Genomic DNA, 17,549 nt, shown 5'->3' with positions numbered 1-17,549 from the left:
CTATAGATATTCTTGCCTGATCGATCTCGGATGAAGGTGTGCATGCCCACCGCATTGCTGGTGTCCTGCGCGATGTATCGTCATGGCACCGCAAGGATGCCGGCGGCATTGAAGGCGGCGGGGTTTCGCATCTTCGCCATCTGCCCCCGGAACTCCCTGCTCGAACTCAGCGATCACATCGACGGCAGGCATGCATTTTCCCCCGGGATGGCTGCAGACGACCTGACGCTCACCGTCGCACGGGCAGCGGTGCAGCTTCGGGCCGACATCGTCGTCGGCTGCGAAGAAAGCGCAGTCGCCGTCCTGGGCTCGGCCGGCCGACTGCTTGACCGGGTGGCGGAGAAAAGCGCCGACGCCCACTGTCTGCGGATCCTCCAGGGATGGTACGGCGGAGTATCCTGGGAGGAAGACCGCTCGCACTGCGTGGAACGGGCGGCTGCGGCCGGCATCCGTACGCCGCGTCAGGTCATCGTCGATCCGGAGAGTACCGAGGCGGCCGATCTGTCGGGGCTCGGCGCACCGCTTTTGCTGAAACGCGACGGCAGCTCCGCCGGCCGCGGAGTGTTTCTCGCCTCCGACGCCCGGCAGGCGGTCGAACTGGCGGCCAGCCTGGAAAGGACGGGGGCCGACGGGGTTCCCAATTCACCAGCCGCCGGACGGATCGTCGCGCAGCAATTCCTGCGCGGACGGGCGGCGTCGGTGTCCTTCTGCGCGCTTGCCGGACGGATGCTGGAGGGCTTCGCCTATTCCGTCCTGAATCACCAGCCGGCTCCCTTCGGCCCGGCCTCGGTGATCGAACTGGCGGACCATCCGCAGTTGATGGATATGGCCCGGCGGATGGTGGAACTGACGGCCTATTCCGGCTTCGGCGGCATCGATGCCATCCTGCCGGAGGATGGCAGCCCGCCCGTTTTCCTGGAGTTCAATGCCCGTCCCACCCAGACCACCCATCTCGGCGATCTGGCGGGCAGCGACCTGTGCCGGGCGATGGCCTGCGCCCTGACCGGCCGCCCTCATGTGGGACTATTCGGCCGGACCGCCGGCAAGACCATTGCCCTTTTTCCCGCCGAATTGGTCCGCGACCCCAACAGCCACTATTTGACCACGGCCCACCATGACGTGCCATGGAACGAACGCAGGATGACCACGGCCATCCTGACCATAACCCCGCATCTCCACCCGGCCTGACCGGTCATTCCGACCGCGGCTCCAAGGACAGGTCGCCGGTGACCTCATGCGTCAGGTCGATGCCGTCGACCGTCAGCACCATTCGGGCCGACAGGGATTTCGCCCCATCCAACCGCCCCTCGGCCAGCGCGCGGCCGACCGCCAGTTCGATCTCGCGCTGCGACGTGACGCCGACCTGCTTCAGGAATTTGCGCAGGTCGAGGTTGAAGGTCTCGTTGTCCATGATCACCCCCGGGTTTGGAACCGCTGCTTCGTGTTCCGTTCCGAACCCTTTCGACGCGGCAATGGTTCCATGCCCCGCACGGGAGCGCAGAGACCCTGCCGACCGGAAGCGTGGTCCGGGGCGGCCTCGCCGGCTCCCGAAATGACGAAAGCGCCGGTCCCGGGCCGGCGCTTTCAATCCTGTCGATAGGATACCGGCTTGTCGGCATCATACCGGAACGACGCGAATCCCGATCCCCGGCGGCGGGCGCCAGGAAGCTTGCGCTGCCGGGAACCGGCGCGGCGTCAGTCGTCGCGCTGGGTCCGCTCCATCCGCTCGTGACGCTCCTGGGCCTCCAGGCTCAGCGTCGCGATCGGCCGGGCGTCCAGCCGGCGGACGGAGATGGGGTCGCCCGTCTCCTCGCAATAGCCGTAGCTGCCGTCGACGAGGCGCTCGAGCGCGGCATCGATCTTGGAGATCAGCTTGCGTTCACGATCGCGGGTGCGCAGTTCCAGCGCGCGGTCGGTCTCCGCCGAGGCGCGGTCAGCGATATCCGGTTCCTGGATACCGCCTTCCTGGAGACTGTTCAGCGTGCCGGTGGATTCCGCCAGCAGTTCCGCGCGCCAGCGCAGCAGCTTCTGGCGGAAATACTCCCGCATGATCGGGTTCATGAACTCCTCGTCTTCCGACGGGGAATAGTTCTGGGGCAGAAGCGGCGACGTCATCCGAAAGCATCCAGCGAAAAAGGGGTGATCCGGGCGGCGCGGAGTATAGGCACGCCACGTCTGGACCGCAACCCTATGGTTCGCCCCCGAAACGACCAAACAAGCCCTTGGAATAAAAAAGATTTGTGAGCGTGGCACATTCGCCGCGCCATGCGCGAAGAGATGCGGCCAGACGCAGGGCCGCCCCTTGCATGGTCGGCATGGCCGCCGGCCGGAGCCACCGGCTCAGCCCGCCGGGTCGGCCCGTCAAGTCAGGAGGTCAGCTTCGCCAGTTCGACCTGCGCCCGCAGATCGATTTCATCCAGGATTTCGGCCAGTCCGGGATCGTCGACCTGGGCGCGGCGCGTCTGCACCACCTTCGCCAGATCGACGAGCTTCTGCATCGACAAGGTACCGGACAGCAGACCGTGCTGAAGTTCCTCCAGCCGGTCCAGCATCTCCTCCGCCCGCATCTTGCCGCGCGACGCACGCGCGGTGGCGTCGTCGGTCGCGTCGACCTCCTGCAAGGCCAGCACGCCAGACACCCCGGCGGTGGCGGCGGTCCCGCTGACGCCGTGTGCGGAGCCGGCCTCTCCCACCAACTGCTTGGAGAACGCGGCGCCGGACGAGCCTTCGGCCTTGCCGGTGCGGCGGACCGACCCGCCGCCGCGTATGTTTCCGGAGCCTTCGACTTTCATGATCCGTGCAACCGTTTGCAGTAAAGGATGCGTAAACGCGCACACCTTAGATGGATCAACCTTAACATCCGGTCAAGCCTTGCCGCAATCGGGCAAAAATTGCCGCCCGGCTGTGACCGAAACGCGCCATATCGCGGGCGTTTTTCAGGGCGAGCAAGGAAACCCGCCATCCATGACGTCTGGCACGCTGTTTGTATAGGGACGGGCACGAGTTCAGGAGTGTCCGCGTCATGATCCCCACCGCCTTTCGCCTTCCGCGCCGCCGTGCCGCCCTGGCGGTGCTGACCGCCGTGCTGACCGCCCTGCTGGCGTTCGGCGTTCCGGCCGCACCGGCGCTGGCCGCGTCCGCCCGCATCAAGGACATCGTCGATGTCGAGGGCGTGCGCGACAACATGCTGATCGGCTACGGGCTCGTGGTGGGCCTGAACGGCACCGGCGACAGCCTGAACAACTCGCCCTTCACCGAACAGAGCCTGACCGGCATGCTGGAACGGATGGGCGTCAACACCCGCGGCACCAACCTGCGCACCAAGAACGTGGCGGCGGTGATGGTGACGGCGACGCTCGGCGCCTATGCCGCGCAGGGCACCCGCATCGACGTCACCGTGTCGGCGATGGGCGACAGCAAGAGCCTGCTGGGCGGCACCCTGCTGGTCACCCCGATGATGGGCGCCGACGGCGAGGTCTATGCGGTGGCGCAGGGGCCAATCGCGGTGTCGGGCTTCACCGCCCAGGGCCAGGGCGCCAGCGTGACCCGCGGCGTCCCGACCTCCGGGCGCATCTCCTCCGGCGCCATCGTCGAGCGGGAAATCCAGTTCTCGCTGGCCGAGCTGCCGGTGCTGCGCCTGTCCTTGCGCAATCCCGACTTCACCACCGCCCAGCGGGTGGCGACCGCCATCAACATCCAGCTGCGCGGCAACCGCGCCCAGGCGACCGACCCGGCCTCCGTCCTGATCAACGTGCCGGAATCGCGCCGCGGCGACGTGGTGGGTCTGGTGACGGAGATCGAACAGCTCCGCATCACCCCCGATCAGGTCGCCCGCGTGGTGGTGGACGAGAAGTCCGGCGTCATCGTGATGGGCGAGAACGTCCGCATCTCCACCGTCGCGATCGCCCAGGGCAACCTGACCATCCGCATCACCGAAACCCCGCAGGTCAGCCAGCCCGGCCCCTTCAGCCAGGGCCAGACCGCGGTGGTGCCGCGCACCGACATCCAGGTCGACGACCAGTCCAACAACCGTCTCGCCGTGATGAATTCCGGGGTCACCTTGCAGGAGTTGGTACAATCCTTGAATGCGCTCGGGGTGGGACCGCGGGACATGATCGCCATTCTCCAGTCGGTCAAGGCCGCCGGCGCCCTGCAAGCCGAGATCGAGGTGATCTGATGACCATGAGCCCCGCCCTTTCGACCGCTTCGGCCCAGCGCCCCCCCTCGCCGGTCTCCTCGCTGGTCGAGCGCGCCCAGGCCGCCGGATACGGCGTGCGCACCCTGGCAAGGATTTCCGACCTGGAGGCAAAGGCCGACCCGGCAAAGCTTTCCCAGCTGCGCAAATCGGCCGGGGAATTCGAAAGCCAGTTCGTGTCGCAGATGCTGGGCCCGATGTTCGAAGGGATCGAGACCGACGAGACCTTCGGCGGCGGGCGCGGCGAGGAAATGTTCCGGCCGATGCTGGTCGAGCAGTTCGGCAAGCAGATCACCCAGCGCGGTGGCTTCGGCATCGCCAAGCAGGTTTACGACGAGCTTCTTCGTGCCCAGGAGGCCAGCCATGGATAAGGTCGACGTCCGCTTCCCCCAAGCCGCCAAACCGGCTGCCAACCTGCCGAAGAACGCCCAGGAGCGCGCCGGAGCGCTGATCGAACTGATGGGCCGACTGACCGGGCTGCTGGAACGCGAGGCCGCCGCCGTCCGCGCCCGCCGCCCGGCCAAGGAACTGGCGCAGATCGTCAGGGACAAGCAGCCGATGACGCTGGTCTATGAGGAGATTTCCCGCCTGCTGCGCGTCGACCGCGAGGGCCTGATCGGCCTGCCCGCAGAGATGAAGTCGGCGTTGAAGGAGGCGACGGCCAAGCTCTACGCCGCGACCGCCGACAATGCCGAGGCCCTGCGGGTCGGCAGCGAGGCGCAGAAGGTGATGGTCGATACCGTCGTCGGCGTCATCACCCGGCAGCAGAAGGCGCCGTCCACCGCCTATGCCGCGCATATGGGCGGTGGACGCGGCTATTCCCCGCCGCCCAGCGGGCCGCGGACCTCGGCGGCCCTGAACACCCGGCTTTGAACCGACGCTTCGAGAACGGCCCTCTGGGCCGGGATCCGAGAGCCATGCAATGCCGCCTCGTCATCGGGGCGGCTTTTTCCGTTCCGGAACCGGCCGCTGCGGCAAGAACGGCCCTGCACCCGGCGGAATTTGCCGGCCTGTTCGAAGTCGACGGGCGCGATCTGCCGCCTTGGTCCGCATCAAGGCGCCGGTGAGAAGGAGCTGAGGTTGGCCCGCCGGTTGCATTGCTCGCCCCGCATCATCGTCGGTGCGTTCCACCGTCCCTGAGAGGCCGTCCATGGAAGTCCAATCGAACAACAGCGCCGCATCCTTGTTCGACGGCCTCGCCCAGTCCCAGCAGACCCAGGGCACGACGACGAACAACGACCTGTTCTCCAAGATGATGGACCGTATGCTGGCCGATGCCGCCGCGCGCAAGCGCGAGCAGGCCGCCGATGCGGCCCGCGACTCAGCCAAGGATGCCGCCAAGGACGCCAGGGAGGCCCGCGACGCCCAGGCGGCGGAGGCTCGGCGCAGGCAGCCGGTGCGCGCCGAGCCGAAGCCCGACCTGAACCGCGACAGGCCTCCCCTGCCAAGCCGGCCGGCCGACGCCGCCCGACCACCGGAACCGAAGGCCGCCGCGACCGACGGCAGCGACCGCACCGTCCGGGCGGAGCATGACGACCGCCGGCCGGCCAAAACCGAAAACCCGAAGGAGCCGTCCAAGACCGACGGAGCCAAAGCCGAAGGAGCCAGGACAGATGGCGCCAAGGCAGGCGCCGCCAAGACTGCTGCGGCGAAGACGGACGGATCCGGGACCGCGGATGCCGATACGGCCGCCGCATCGTCCGAAGATGCCGGTACCGCATCCACCGAGGCCGCCAGCGACGGCGACCGGACCGTCGAGGATGCCGGTGCCCAAGACCAAGCCACGGCCCAGCCCGCCGACCAGCCCCTGCCCGTTGCCCAGCCGCTTCCCCCGCAGCCGCTGCCGCAGTCCAGCGACCTGATCCTCGCCGGCCTGATGCCGGTCGCACAGGCGGCCAAGGATGCCGCCGACACGACGGGCGGCGGCGGCGATGCCGCCGCGTCCTCCGGAGCCGCCGGGAACGGCGTGGCCGGCGCCCTCGATCCCGCGGCCCAGCTTGCGCAGGCACAGGCCGCCGCGGCCGGCCCAGTGGCAGGCGGACCGGCCGGGGCCGCCGCCGCGGCCGGCGAAGCCGCGAAGCCTGCGGGCAAGTCCGGCGATGCCACCCAGGCGGCGGATACGGCCCAGGCCGATGCCGGCGCCGAAGCCCTGCCGACCGACGAAGACGCCGCCCTGCCCGACCGCTTCGCCGATCTGCTGGCCGCCGCCAAGGCGAAGACGGGCGAGGCCAAGGCGAACAGCAAGCATGCCGAGACCGAGGGCGGCAACCGGAACGATGCCCAGCCTCAGGCCCCGGCATTGCCGCAGCCGCCGATCCCGGTCGCTGCACCCGTGGCGAAGGCGGCGGAAGCCATCGCGACCGCCGCGGCCGGTGGAGCGGCGAAGACGCTGGAGAGCGTCGAAGGGGCCGGCGGTGCCGGTGCGTCCGGCACTTCCGCCGCCAGCCCGCACCTCCACCCGGCGCTTGCGGCGATGGAAAATATCCATTCCAGCCTTCCCGGCATCGATCAGCCCCAAGCCGCCGCAACGCTCCGTCCGTCGCGCGGCGCCGGCATGCCGATGGGCGTGCATGACCAGATCGCCGTCCACATCAAGAAGAATGTCGGCGACGAGGTCGACCAGTTCACCATCAACCTGCATCCGGCCGAGCTGGGCCGAATCGACATCAAGCTGGACATCGCTGCCGATGGCCGGGTCAACGCGATGGTCGCGGTGGAAAAGGCGCAGACGCTCGAACTTCTGCAGCGCGACAGCCGCAGCTTGGAACGAGCCTTGCAAGACGCCGGGTTGCAGACGGACGCCAACAGCCTGAACTTCAGCCTGCGCGGCGAAGGCAACCCCTTCGCAGGCGACGGCCGGGGCGACGGCAAGGGAAACGGATCGGGTCGGCGCGGTCGCGGCTTCGGCGGTGACGGCGACGATGACGCGGCCGACGGTGCCGTCTACACCGCGACGCTCGGCAACGGGCGCGTCGACATCCGCGCCTGACGACCCATCCCTGACACGCCCGCGGCCCACTCGCCGCATTCGGAATACCGGCCGGAAAGGCCAAGAAGGACGACCGCCATGACCACCACGGACACCACAACCGGCCTGACCCTGAACCAGTACGGCACCTATTCGGGCGGCAAGTCCACCGGGTCGAAGACGACGTCCGAAACCAGCAAGACCCCCCAGACCGACGCCGACAAGACGGCATCGGCGACCAAGGGACTGGGCGACAACTTCCAGACGTTCCTCACCATGCTGACCACGCAGATGAAGAACCAGGACCCGCTGAAGCCGCTCGACACCAACGACATGACCAAGCAGCTGGTCGACTTTGCCAACGTCGAGCAGAACATCGGCACCAACAGCCGCCTGGACAAGCTGGTGCAGTTGCAGTCCGCCGGCACCGCCTCCACCAACCTCGCCTATCTCGGCCGCATGGTCGCCTTCGAGGGCGACAATTTCCAATACACGCAGGGGATGACCCAGGCCCCGCTGGGCTACGAGCTGGCGACGTCGGCCAAGTCGGTGCGCGTCGACATCCTCGACGACAAGGGCAACATCATCCGCTCGATGCCCGGCGAGACCACCGCCGGCACCAAGCATACGGTCAACTGGGACTTCAAGGACAACGACGGCCGCGCGGTCCAGCCCGGCACCTATCGCATGAACGTCGCCCCGGTGGCGGAGAACAAGAACGACACCATCAAGACCACCACCTACACCTTCGGCACCGTGGCCGGTATCGGCAACAACAAGGACGGCGAGACGGTGCTGAACATCGGCGCCAGCGAAGTCCCTCTGTCAAAGCTGACCACCGTGTATTGATCGGGGGTTCGTCGGACGGACGAGCTGTCGGCCCGCGTGCCGGGCGGGGTGCCGCAACCATCCCGTCCGTTCGGGGAAGCGATTACCACCCGATAAAAAGTTAATCCTTTCGTTTAGGCATTTGTTAAGTGCCGGCGCCTAAAGTACCCCGAAATCGTGGAATCCGCAGTTTTGGGTTGGAGCGTCCGCGCATGGCACTCATAGAACTCGACATCGGCGACGACTCTGCAGCCGGTGCATCGGTCATTGGTCCCGAGGGACGTCCCATGACCGAAGACGATCTCCCTCCGCCCGACACGAAGCGTTGGGTGATGCGCCGCAAGGCGGAAGTGGTCGCCGGCGTCCGTTCGGGCCTGATAAGCCTGGAAGAGGCGTGCCGCCGCTATACGCTGTCGGTCGAGGAATTCCTGTCCTGGCAGCGGCTGATCGACAGCCACGGCATGCGCGGTCTGCGCGCCACCCGCCTGCAGGACTATCGGCCCGGACAACCCGTCCGCGACAGGGTCGGCGCCGACTAATCCACCGCATGCCATGGATCAAATGCCGCAGGGTCGACCTGCGGCATTTATTACGTTCGACGTGGTTGCAGGAAGCGGTCTCCCCCTAATCCCGCATGCCTCCGCAAGCCGCATCGATCAACGCCGCCGCCGCGCTGGCCACCGCCTCGTTTCCCGGTCCCAGATCCAGCGCGCGTCCGGCGGCGTAGGCGCCCTCCATCAGCAACTGCAACTGCGCGCATAGCCGGTCCGGATCGTCGGCACGGGCCGCCTCGGCCAGCCCGTGCAGGCGGTCCCGGACCATGCGCTTATGGTCCAATGCCAGCGCCCGGGCGGGATTGGCAGGATCGCGCAGTTCGGCCGCGGCGGTGGTGAAGGGGCAGCCCTGGAATTTCGGGTGGTCGATCCAGTGGCCGAGCGCCGTGAACAGCGCCTTCATCTGGGCGCGCGGATCGCCGGGACAGCGGGCGATCACCCGGTCCCACCAGGCGGCATGCTGGGCCATGCTGCGTTCCAGGTAAGCGCAGACCAGGTCGTCCTTCGACGTGAAGTTCCGATACAGGCTCATCTTCGCGACGCCGGACTGGGCGATGATGGTGTCGATGCCCACCGCGCGGATGCCCTCGCGGTAGAACAGCTCCGCCGCGGTGTCGAGAATCCGGTCGCGCGCCGGCTTCCTTGCGCGCGCCGCCCCGGAATTTCCAAGCTCCGCCCCAAGCTCCGCCCCAAGCTCCGCCCCAATCTCCGCCCCAATCTCCGCCATGCCGATTCCATCCGCTCCGAACGGCCGGGTCCAAGCCCGGCATTGACAATGATACAGACCCGTCTCTACCATCGCAACGAAGAGACAGGTCTGTATCATTACAGGCCGGTCCCGACCTGACCACCATGATGAACGGAGTTCCGGGGGATGCGCTATTTCGAGGACGTTGCGGTGGGCGACCGCTTCACCGGCGGATCGCTGACGGTCGAGGCGGTGGAGATCGTCGCCTATGCCGAGAAGTTCGACCCGCAACCCTTCCATCTTGATCCGGATGCTGCGAAGAACACGCTGTTCCGCGGATTGGCGGCCAGCGGCTGGCACACGGCCGGACTGACCATGCGCATGATCGTCGGCAGCGACGCCGAACTGGCCGGCGGCTATATCGGCATGGGGGTCGATCAGATCAGCTGGCCGCGCCCGACCCGCCCCGGCGACCTGCTGCGCATCGAGATGGAGATACTTGAGGCCCGGCGTTCGGCCAAACGGCCCGACCAGGGCATCCTGCGGGTGAAGACCACCACCTTCAACCAGAAGGACGAGGTGGTTCAGACCATGATCGCCAACCTGCTGGCGCCCGGCCGTCCGGACTGAAAAGAATAGGCCTGGAAAAGAAAACCCCCGCATCCGGAGCGGGACGCGGGGGTTTGCGATCTCGACTTCCTGCCGTCAGCGCTTCAGGCCGGCGGTGAAGGCGAAGTTGTCGAAGGAGTTCTCGGCCACCCGGAACCACAGATACTCGTCGTCGCGGAACTTCTTCCACGGCTCGTAGATCTTGGCGAATTTCGGGTTGGTCTTCGCCGTCTCGTCATAAAGTTCGGTGGCGGCCTTGTAGCAGGCCTCCATCACCTCGCGCGGGAAGGGGCGGAGCAGGGCGCCGCCGGCGACCAGACGGCGCAGGGCCGCCGGGTTCTCGGCGTCATACTTCGCGTTCATGGTCAGGTTGGCCTCGAAGCAGGCGGCCTCCAGGACGGCCTTGTACTGCTTGGGGAGCTGTTCCCACTGCTGCTTGTTGACCAGCAGCGAGACGTTCAGCCCGCCTTCCCACCAGCCCGGATAGTAATAGTACTTGGCGACCTTGTTGAAGCCGAGCTTCTCGTCGTCGTAGGGACCGATCCACTCGGCGGCGTCGATGGTGCCCTTTTCCAGCGACGGATAGATGTCGCCGCCGGCGATCTGCTGCGGCACCGTGCCGAGCTTGGCCAGAACCTGCCCGGCGAAGCCGCCGATGCGGAACTTCAGGCCCTTCAGATCCTCGACGGTCTTGATCTCCTTGCGGAACCAGCCGCCCATCTGCACGCCGGTGTTGCCGGCCGGGAAGTTCACGACGCCGTAGCCGTCGAAGAACTCGCGCAGCAGGGGCATGCCGCCGCCATTGTAGATCCAGGCATTCTGCTGGCGGGCGTTCAGGCCGAAGGGCACCGTCGCGTCGAAGGTGAAGGTCGGGTCCTTGCCGACGTAATAATAGCTGGCGGTATGGCCGCACTCGACCGTGCCGTTCTGCACCGCATCCAGCACCTGCAGGCCGGGGACGATCTCGCCGGCGGCGAAGGCGCGGATGGTGAACTTGCCGTCGGTGGCGGCGGCGACGCGGGCGGCGATGGTGTCGGCGGCGCCGTAGATGGTGTCCAGGCTCTTGGGGAAGCTGGATGCCAGACGCCAATGGATTTCCGGCTGGCTCTGCGCGATGGCCGGGGCCGCCAGGGTGCTGGCGGCGACGCCGACACCGGCGGAGGTCAGGAAGGAACGACGCTTCATGAACGTTTCCTCATCGTTATGGCGATGGCGCCGGTTGAACGGTGGCACCTTTTGCCGAACAGAAGACACTATGGTGTCCGAACAATTCTAGAAATCGCAATGGCTGTCCGACAATTCGCTAAATTGCATAGCTTCCATTCCGGTTTTATTTCGTCGCGCAAAAAATACAGTGCGCACGCGCGACTGACGCGATGCCAAGTGGCCATCGCTCTATCCGGGATTTCTCAAAGCAATGCATCGCGGAATGACACGGGAATCCTGCATTCGCTCTGGCGAACAGCCATCAGCCGCATCGATCAACCGCAGAACCGTCTTGCCGTCGCCTGAATGGTTACATGTACAGATGATATATGCGACGGGCGAAATGGCACCCACCCCTACTTTCGTTCATGGGCAGGATACGAGGAGGACAGACAGCATTCCATGTCATGGGCAAGCACATTTTGCTCGCATAAAAGCGAGTGCGCTAAATTACATACAACTTACATATTCAAAATAGTTGGAATGCTTGGCATGTTTGCCGCGCGGTCGGGGCGGCGGAATGGCCACCGCCCGCGCCGCACTGACGGAGGGCAAGAGGATGGACAAAATCCTCACTCTCCTGATCCTGCTGTTGCAGGCGGTCAAGCTGGTGCTTGATTACCTGAACCGCTGATCGGGTGGGCGTACCGGGGCTGCGATCCCCGGTACGCCCACCCCGAAAATAGTGCTTTTTCACGCCTGCAGCAACGTTTCACCCCAGCGTGCGCTTCACGATCAGCGACAGCTTTTCCAGCATCGCGGGGTCGCGGTGGCCGGGTGCGGTCATGATGGCGTTGTCGAGCGCGGTGTGGCAGCCCTGGGCGCACAGCCCCTCGCGCCGCTCCACCTTCGGCGCCAGCGCCGCCACCAGTGAGCGGGCCTTGCCGGCGTTGGCGACCACCACACGGATCACCGCATCGACCGAGACATGGTCGTGCTCCTCGTGCCAGCAATCGTAGTCGGTGACCATGGCGACGGTCGCGTAGCACATCTCCGCCTCGCGGGCGAGCTTGGCCTCCGGCATGTTGGTCATGCCGATGACGTCGCAGCCCCAGCCGCGATAGAGGTTCGATTCGGCGACGGTGGAGAATTGCGGGCCCTCCATCACCATGTAGGTGCCGCGCCGCTGGTGCGGAATGTCCAGCTCGGCCAGCGCCTCCTCGATCAGGTCGCCCAGCCGGCCGCAGACCGGATGGCCGAGCGCGACATGGGCGACCAGCCCGCTGCCGAAGAAGGTCTTGTCGCGGGCGAAGGTGCGGTCGATGAACTGGTCGATCACCACGAAGGTTCCCGGCGGCAGATGCTCCTTCAGCGAGCCGACCGCCGACACCGACAGGATCTCGGTCACGCCCAGTTGCTTCAGCGCATGGATGTTGGCGCGGAAATTCAGTTCCGACGGCGGGATGCGGTGGCCGCGGCCGTGGCGCGGCAGGAAGACGAGCGTCTGCCCGGCCAGTTCGCCGGTCAGCAGTTCGTCCGACGGATCGCCGAAGGGGGTCGTCACCTTGACCCAGCGGGTGTTCTCCAGCCCGTCGATGTCGTACAGGCCGCTGCCGCCGATCACACCCAGGACCGTTTCGCCAGCCATTCCGCCAATCGCGCCGTCGCTCATGAACCGCCGTCTCCCGCTGCAGGTCGCGCGAGTATTTCGGCCGCTGCCGGCAATTGCAACCGTTCAGGCGCTCCCGTCCGGCCGCCGGCGCCCGGGCAGGAGCAGCAAGGCGCCCGGCAGCAGTCCGGCGGCCAGCCCGCCGGCATGGGCGCCCCAGCCGACCTCGGCCAGCGGCGAGTCCGCCTCGAGCGGCACCAGCATCATTGCCGCGTTCAACAACGCGAAGACCAGGACGGCCCCTTGCACCAGCCGCCTGGGAAGGCACCGCGACAGCAGCCCGGAACGCGGACGCACCCACAGGAAGGCCCCCATCAACGCGCAGATCGCCCCGCTCGCCCCGATCAGCGGCGCCATCCGGTCGACCGCCAGCAGCCCCTCCGTCAGCGCCGCCGCAACCGTCCCGAACAGGAACAGCAGCAGGTAGCGGACATGGCCGAGCGCCCGCTCCACCACGTCGCCCAGCAGCCACAGGACCGCCATGTTGGACAGCAGGTGCGTCAGGTCGCCATGGATCAGCACATGCCCGAACAATCCCCGCCACAGCGCGGCGGTGGGCAACGGCCCCGCCAGTTCGACCGTTCCGAAGAAATAGGCAGGCACGAAGGCGAAGGATTCCGGCGGCAGCCGCAGGACGAAGGCCAGCACGCAGACGAGGATGACGGTGCGGTTGGCATAGGGCGGACCGGCGGCGGTCGGCTTACGGGTCGGGCCGCAAGCCGGTCCGCGACTCCCGTTCCGGCCTTGCCGATCCAGCGCCAGCGCCATCCCCCTGCCCTCCCATCCCATGCCGCCGCCCGCGCGGCGATAGGCCTCACCCCAATGTAGAAAGGGAAGCTGTGGAAAAACAGCCGTTTCCCAGGGGATCCGGCCTCCTCCTATACCGGTCGGACGGATTGGAGCGCCGGACCCCGACTGGCACAGTGGGTCCACCACCCGGCGAGGTCCCCTCGGCCGGACGATGGCAACCGGGGAAGAAACGACCATGAACGAACGTCAGGATACCGGCAGCATGACGGTGGAACGCCAAGGCCGCGTCATGGTGCTGACCATGAGCGATGCCGGCACCCGCAACGCGCTGGGCTTGAAGATGATGGCCGCCGGCCGCGACGCGCTGGACGAGGCGACGCATGATCCCGGCATCGGCGCCATCGTGTTGGCCGGGGCCGACGGCGCCTTCAGTTCCGGCGGCCATCTGAACAACCTCTATCACCATGGCAGCCGCTCGCGGTCGGAGAACCGGGACGGCATCGAACGCTTCCACGGCTGGGTCCGTGCCATGCGGGAATGCCCCAAGCCGATCATCGCCGCGGTGGAGGGCCCGGCAGCCGGTGCCGGCTTTTCGCTGGCGCTGGCCTGCGACCTGATCGTCGCGGCGGAGGACGCGCAGTTCCTGACCGCCTATGTCAAGGTCGGCCTGACGGCCGACGGCGGCGCCTCCGCTTCGCTCGCCCGCGCGCTGCCGCCGCAGCTTTATGCGGAGCTGATGCTGACCGGCGGTCCGGTCGACGCCGCGCGCCTGCATGCGGCCGGCGTGGTCAACCGCGTCACCGCCCCCGGCCGGGCGCTGACCGAAGCGATCACCTGGGCCCAGACCATCGCCGACGGACCGGCCGGCGCGATGGGCAGGGCCAAGAAGCTGATGGAGCTGGCCTATGGCAGCTTCGCCACCCAGCTTGCCCGCGAAAGCGACCTGTTCGTCGAAGCGCTGCACCATGGCGAGGCGAAGGAGGGCATCACCGCCTTCTTCGAAAAGCGCCCGCCGGCGTTCCACAAGCGCTGACCGGTCCGGGGAGGCGGGCGCCACGGATCGCGGCGCCCGCTTCTCCATCGATCAGGTGATTGGGTCTTCACCGGAGCAGGTCTTCACCGGACCAGGACATGCGCCGCCTCCTTCGTCCGTCCGACGGCCCCAGCCACCTGGTTGACCGCGGTGGAGATGGCGGAGATGTTGGACGTCACCGTCGCCACGGCGGCCGACGCGCTCTGCATGTTGACCGACATGTTCTGGGTGACGGCGCTCTGCTCCTCCACCGCCGACGCGGTGCCGGTGACATGTTCACGCACCACCGAGACGGCCTCGCGGATGGCATTCAATGCGTTGGCCACCTCGGTCGAGGTGGACTGGATGCCCTCGATCTCGGCCGAGATCTGTTCGGTCGCCTTGCCCGCCTGGTTGGCGAGGTTCTTCACCTCCGAGGCGACGACGGCGAAGCCCTTCCCCGCCTCGCCGGCGCGGGCCGCCTCGATGGTGGCGTTCAGCGCCAGCAGGTTGATCTGGCCGGCGATGCTGTTGATCAGCCCGACGATGCCGTTCATCGCCTGGGCGGCGGCGGCCAGCCGGTCGGTGCTCTCGGCGACCGCGACCGTGCGGTCGAAGGCGCCGTCGGTGGCCGAGCGGGCGCGCGTCATGCTCTGGGAAATCTCGCCGATCGATGCGACCAGCTCCTCGGCACTCGCCGCCACCGCCTGGACGCTGGCGGAGGTCGAACCGGCGGCGTCGTTGGCGGAGTGGGCCTCCCCCATCGACAGGTGAAGCGCCTGGTCGATCTCGCCGAAATTCTTGTCGATCATGATCTTGAGGTTGTTCAGCAGCGCGACCTGGGCGGTCACGTCGACGGCGAACTTCACCACCTTGATCACCCGCCCCTTCTCGTCGAGGATCGGGTTGTAGGCGCCTTCGATCCAGACCGGTTTTCCGGACTTGGCGATGCGCTTGTATTGCGCCGCCTGGAATTCGCCGCGGCGCAGGGTATCCCAAAATCGGGCGTATTCGCTGCTGTCGCGGTAGGCGGATTCGACGAACATGCTGTGATGTTTGCCGACGACCTCGTCCAGACGATACCCCATCACCTTGAGGAAGTTGTCGTTCGCTTTGGTGATGACGCCGTCCGTGGTAAATTCGATCACCGCCTGCGACCGGCTGATCGCCGCCATCTGCGAGGCATAGTCGAGGTTCTGCAGCCGCTCTCCGGCATCGGCCCATTCGACGACGAAGCCGATGCGCTCTGCGCCTTCGGTCAGCGGCGTGACCAGCAGGTCGAACTGGTGCCCGCCGACCTTGATGGTCGCACCATAAGGCTTGGTCAAGGCCGCGAGCATCGTGCGCTGGTGGCTCGGGTTCTTGTGGAAGACGTCGATGTTGCTGCCGACGAGGCGGTTCACGTCCAGGCGGGGCAGCTCCTTGCGCAGATCGCCCTCGACCTCGCGCAGAAGCGCGGCCACCGCGGGATTGACGTGAACGATGTTGAGATCGACGTCGGCCACCATCACCTTGGCCCTCAACGCATCGAGCGCGGCCATCTTACGCGCAAGCGCCCGGTTGTTCTTTCCCCGTCCAAACATCGCCTATCCCCACATGAGTACGCCCGTATGGGTAGGATCATACCTATTACCAACGAAGCTTCCATAAGGGAAACTCCGACGTCTTGTGACAATTCTCTTAATGTTTTGAAATATCCATCCCGACCAAACTTCCTAACCAGAGATTGCGCCATTGTTTCCGGGATTGAAGTGAAGCTGGAATTTTCGATTTACTGTCTTATCCCGGGAAACAATGTTGCGAAACGCTTCCTCTCCGCTTCACCCCGCATCTCGCCAAAGCGCGTCGAACGCGGGGCCGCCGGACACGGTCATATTGCGCCAAACCCGAGCAAATCTTGATTATAGAGACTTCTTTCATGCGAATGCGTGTTGAAGGATATATCGATAAGTTGTATCAGATTCGATCATGATGCAACCACGCCATCCTTTGACCGACGCCGAACGGCTCGATTGGATCCGTCTCATTCGCACCGAGAATGTCGGTCCGATCACCTTTCATCGCTTGATCGAGCAATACGGCAACGCCGGCAAGGCGTTGGACAGGCTGCCGGAACTGGCGCGGCGGGGCGGGCGGACCAAGCCGCTGCGCATCGCCTCCAAGGCCGAGGCGGAACGGGAGATGCAGGCCAACCGCCATTTCGGGGCCCGGCTGCTGTGCACCTGCGAACCCGATTACCCGGAGCCGCTGGCCGCCGTCGACGACGCGCCGCCGGTGATCTCGGTCGCCGGGCATGCCCATCTGCTGCGCCGCCGCGCCGTCGCCATCGTCGGTGCCCGCAACGCCTCGCTGAACGGCAAGAAATTCGCCGAATCGCTGGCGCGCGAGCTTGGGGCGGCCGGGCTGCTGGTCGTCTCCGGCCTCGCCCGCGGCATCGACACCGCCGCCCACGCCGGTTCACTCGGAGGCGGGACCGCCGCGGTGCTGGCCGGCGGCGTCGACGTCGTCTACCCGCCGGAGAACGAGCAGCTTTACCGCGACATCGTGGCGCAAGGCGTGGTGGTGGCGGAAAGCGCCATCGGCATCCAGCCGCAGGCCCGCCATTTCCCCCGGCGCAACCGCCTGATCTCCGGACTGTCGCTCGGCGTGCTCGTGGTGGAGGCGGCACTGCGGTCCGGCTCGCTAATCACCGCGCGCATGGCTCTGGAGCAGGGACGGGAGGTGATGGCGGTTCCGGGCTCTCCGCTCGACCCGCGCTGCCACGGCACCAACAACCTGCTGCGCCAGGGCGCCACGCTGGTGGAGCGGGCCGACGACGTGCTGCGCGCCATCGAAAACCTGCGCCCGCCGACCTTGGCCGAACCGCAGCGCGACCTGTTCGGCGCCCCGGCGGGAGGGTCCGGAATCGCTGCCGAACCGGACGAATCCGACCTTGCCAGGGCGCGCGTCCTGGTGCTGGAAAACCTGGGGCCCTCGCCCGTCACCATTGACGAACTCGTCCGCGGGTGCCAATTGTCCGCTCCGGTGGTGCTGACCGTGGTTCTGGAACTTGAGCTTGCCGGCCGAGTCCAGCGTCTCCCCGGTCATCAGGTCTCTCTCGCCTGATCGGTACCGCCTTGGTTTGAGTGGG

Annotated in this window: 18 protein-coding genes; 10 read left to right on the top strand and 8 right to left on the bottom strand. The window is 66.7% G+C overall.

Features of this window, described 5'->3' with window-relative positions:
* The first annotated feature begins 42 nt into the window (after window positions 1-42).
* The gene (locus JHL17_RS11235) at window positions 43-1,188 is read left to right on the top strand and encodes an ATP-grasp domain-containing protein (RefSeq protein WP_200193043.1); all 1,146 of its coding nucleotides are present in this window, start codon (window positions 43-45) and stop codon (window positions 1,186-1,188) included.
* 4 nt (window positions 1,189-1,192) lie between these two features.
* On the opposite strand, the gene JHL17_RS11230 is transcribed toward JHL17_RS11235, so the two are convergent.
* From JHL17_RS11230 to JHL17_RS11220, 3 genes are all read right to left on the bottom strand, one after another.
* Window positions 1,193-1,411, bottom strand: a complete 219-nt coding sequence (locus tag JHL17_RS11230; RefSeq protein ID WP_200193042.1) for a DUF6494 family protein — start codon at window positions 1,409-1,411, stop codon at window positions 1,193-1,195.
* A gap of 284 nt (window positions 1,412-1,695) precedes the next feature.
* A complete protein-coding gene (gene dksA / locus JHL17_RS11225; protein ID WP_012974451.1) occupies window positions 1,696-2,115 on the bottom strand; it encodes an RNA polymerase-binding protein DksA in 420 nt (139 codons plus the stop codon).
* Between the two features lie 251 nt (window positions 2,116-2,366).
* Complete coding sequence (locus tag JHL17_RS11220) at window positions 2,367-2,792, bottom strand: flagellar assembly protein FliX (RefSeq protein ID WP_200193040.1); 426 nt, start codon at window positions 2,790-2,792, stop codon at window positions 2,367-2,369.
* A gap of 230 nt (window positions 2,793-3,022) precedes the next feature.
* On the opposite strand from JHL17_RS11220, the gene JHL17_RS11215 reads away from it, so the two are divergent.
* The 6 genes from JHL17_RS11215 to sciP all read left to right on the top strand — a co-directional run bounded on the left by JHL17_RS11215 (window position 3,023) and on the right by sciP (window position 8,530).
* Complete coding sequence (locus JHL17_RS11215; RefSeq protein ID WP_200193038.1) at window positions 3,023-4,177, top strand: flagellar basal body P-ring protein FlgI; 1,155 nt, start codon at window positions 3,023-3,025, stop codon at window positions 4,175-4,177.
* Window positions 4,177-4,566, top strand: coding sequence for a rod-binding protein (locus JHL17_RS11210; RefSeq protein WP_200193036.1), 390 nt, complete (start codon window positions 4,177-4,179; stop codon window positions 4,564-4,566). The genes JHL17_RS11215 and JHL17_RS11210 overlap by 1 nt, the downstream gene beginning before the upstream one ends.
* Window positions 4,559-5,068, top strand: coding sequence for a flagellar basal-body protein (locus tag JHL17_RS11205; RefSeq protein WP_200193034.1), 510 nt, complete (start codon window positions 4,559-4,561; stop codon window positions 5,066-5,068). Before JHL17_RS11210 ends, JHL17_RS11205 begins: the two co-directional genes overlap by 8 nt.
* Window positions 5,069-5,345: 277 nt before the next feature.
* A complete protein-coding gene (locus JHL17_RS11200) occupies window positions 5,346-7,184 on the top strand; it encodes a flagellar hook-length control protein FliK (RefSeq protein ID WP_200193032.1) in 1,839 nt (612 codons plus the stop codon).
* 78 nt (window positions 7,185-7,262) lie between these two features.
* Window positions 7,263-8,012, top strand: a complete 750-nt coding sequence (locus tag JHL17_RS11195; protein ID WP_200193030.1) for a flagellar hook assembly protein FlgD — start codon at window positions 7,263-7,265, stop codon at window positions 8,010-8,012.
* Window positions 8,013-8,203: 191 nt separating this feature from the next.
* On the top strand, window positions 8,204-8,530 hold the full coding sequence (gene sciP / locus JHL17_RS11190; protein WP_200193028.1) for a CtrA inhibitor SciP: 327 nt from the start codon (window positions 8,204-8,206) through the stop codon (window positions 8,528-8,530).
* Between the two features lie 85 nt (window positions 8,531-8,615).
* On the opposite strand, the gene JHL17_RS11185 is transcribed toward sciP, so the two are convergent.
* Window positions 8,616-9,272, bottom strand: a complete 657-nt coding sequence (locus tag JHL17_RS11185; protein WP_200193026.1) for a TetR/AcrR family transcriptional regulator — start codon at window positions 9,270-9,272, stop codon at window positions 8,616-8,618.
* Between the two features lie 147 nt (window positions 9,273-9,419).
* On the opposite strand from JHL17_RS11185, the gene JHL17_RS11180 reads away from it, so the two are divergent.
* The gene (locus JHL17_RS11180) at window positions 9,420-9,863 is read left to right on the top strand and encodes a MaoC family dehydratase (protein ID WP_200193024.1); all 444 of its coding nucleotides are present in this window, start codon (window positions 9,420-9,422) and stop codon (window positions 9,861-9,863) included.
* A gap of 75 nt (window positions 9,864-9,938) precedes the next feature.
* Here JHL17_RS11180 and JHL17_RS11175 read toward each other — a convergent pair whose 3' ends face one another.
* The 3 genes from JHL17_RS11175 to JHL17_RS11165 form a co-directional block, all read right to left on the bottom strand.
* Window positions 9,939-11,027 (bottom strand): TRAP transporter substrate-binding protein, encoded by a 1,089-nt coding sequence (locus tag JHL17_RS11175; protein WP_200193022.1) that lies wholly within the window; start codon window positions 11,025-11,027, stop codon window positions 9,939-9,941.
* Window positions 11,028-11,760: 733 nt separating this feature from the next.
* A complete protein-coding gene (locus tag JHL17_RS11170) occupies window positions 11,761-12,636 on the bottom strand; it encodes an S-methyl-5'-thioadenosine phosphorylase (protein WP_425599599.1) in 876 nt (291 codons plus the stop codon).
* Window positions 12,637-12,723: 87 nt separating this feature from the next.
* On the bottom strand, window positions 12,724-13,425 hold the full coding sequence (locus JHL17_RS11165) for a rhomboid family intramembrane serine protease (protein WP_200193018.1): 702 nt from the start codon (window positions 13,423-13,425) through the stop codon (window positions 12,724-12,726).
* 217 nt (window positions 13,426-13,642) lie between these two features.
* Between JHL17_RS11165 and JHL17_RS11160 the strand changes: the two genes are divergently transcribed.
* Window positions 13,643-14,440: an oxepin-CoA hydrolase, alternative type gene (locus tag JHL17_RS11160; protein WP_200193016.1), complete on the top strand. Its 798-nt coding sequence runs from the start codon at window positions 13,643-13,645 to the stop codon at window positions 14,438-14,440.
* An 83-nt stretch (window positions 14,441-14,523) separates the two neighbouring features.
* Here the strand turns inward: JHL17_RS11160 and JHL17_RS11155 are convergent, their stop codons facing one another.
* The gene (locus tag JHL17_RS11155; protein WP_247893452.1) at window positions 14,524-15,960 is read right to left on the bottom strand and encodes a methyl-accepting chemotaxis protein; all 1,437 of its coding nucleotides are present in this window, start codon (window positions 15,958-15,960) and stop codon (window positions 14,524-14,526) included.
* Window positions 15,961-16,387: 427 nt separating this feature from the next.
* Between JHL17_RS11155 and dprA the strand changes: the two genes are divergently transcribed.
* Window positions 16,388-17,524 (top strand): DNA-processing protein DprA, encoded by a 1,137-nt coding sequence (gene dprA, locus JHL17_RS11150; RefSeq protein ID WP_200193012.1) that lies wholly within the window; start codon window positions 16,388-16,390, stop codon window positions 17,522-17,524.
* Window positions 17,525-17,549 lie beyond the last annotated feature (25 nt).

The sequence above is a fragment of the Azospirillum endophyticum genome (assembly GCF_016595245.1).
GTDB classification, from domain to species: Bacteria; Pseudomonadota; Alphaproteobacteria; order Azospirillales; family Azospirillaceae; genus Azospirillum; species Azospirillum endophyticum.
Note: the sequence above shows the minus strand (reverse complement) of the source record. Positions and strands in the feature narration are given on the sequence as shown.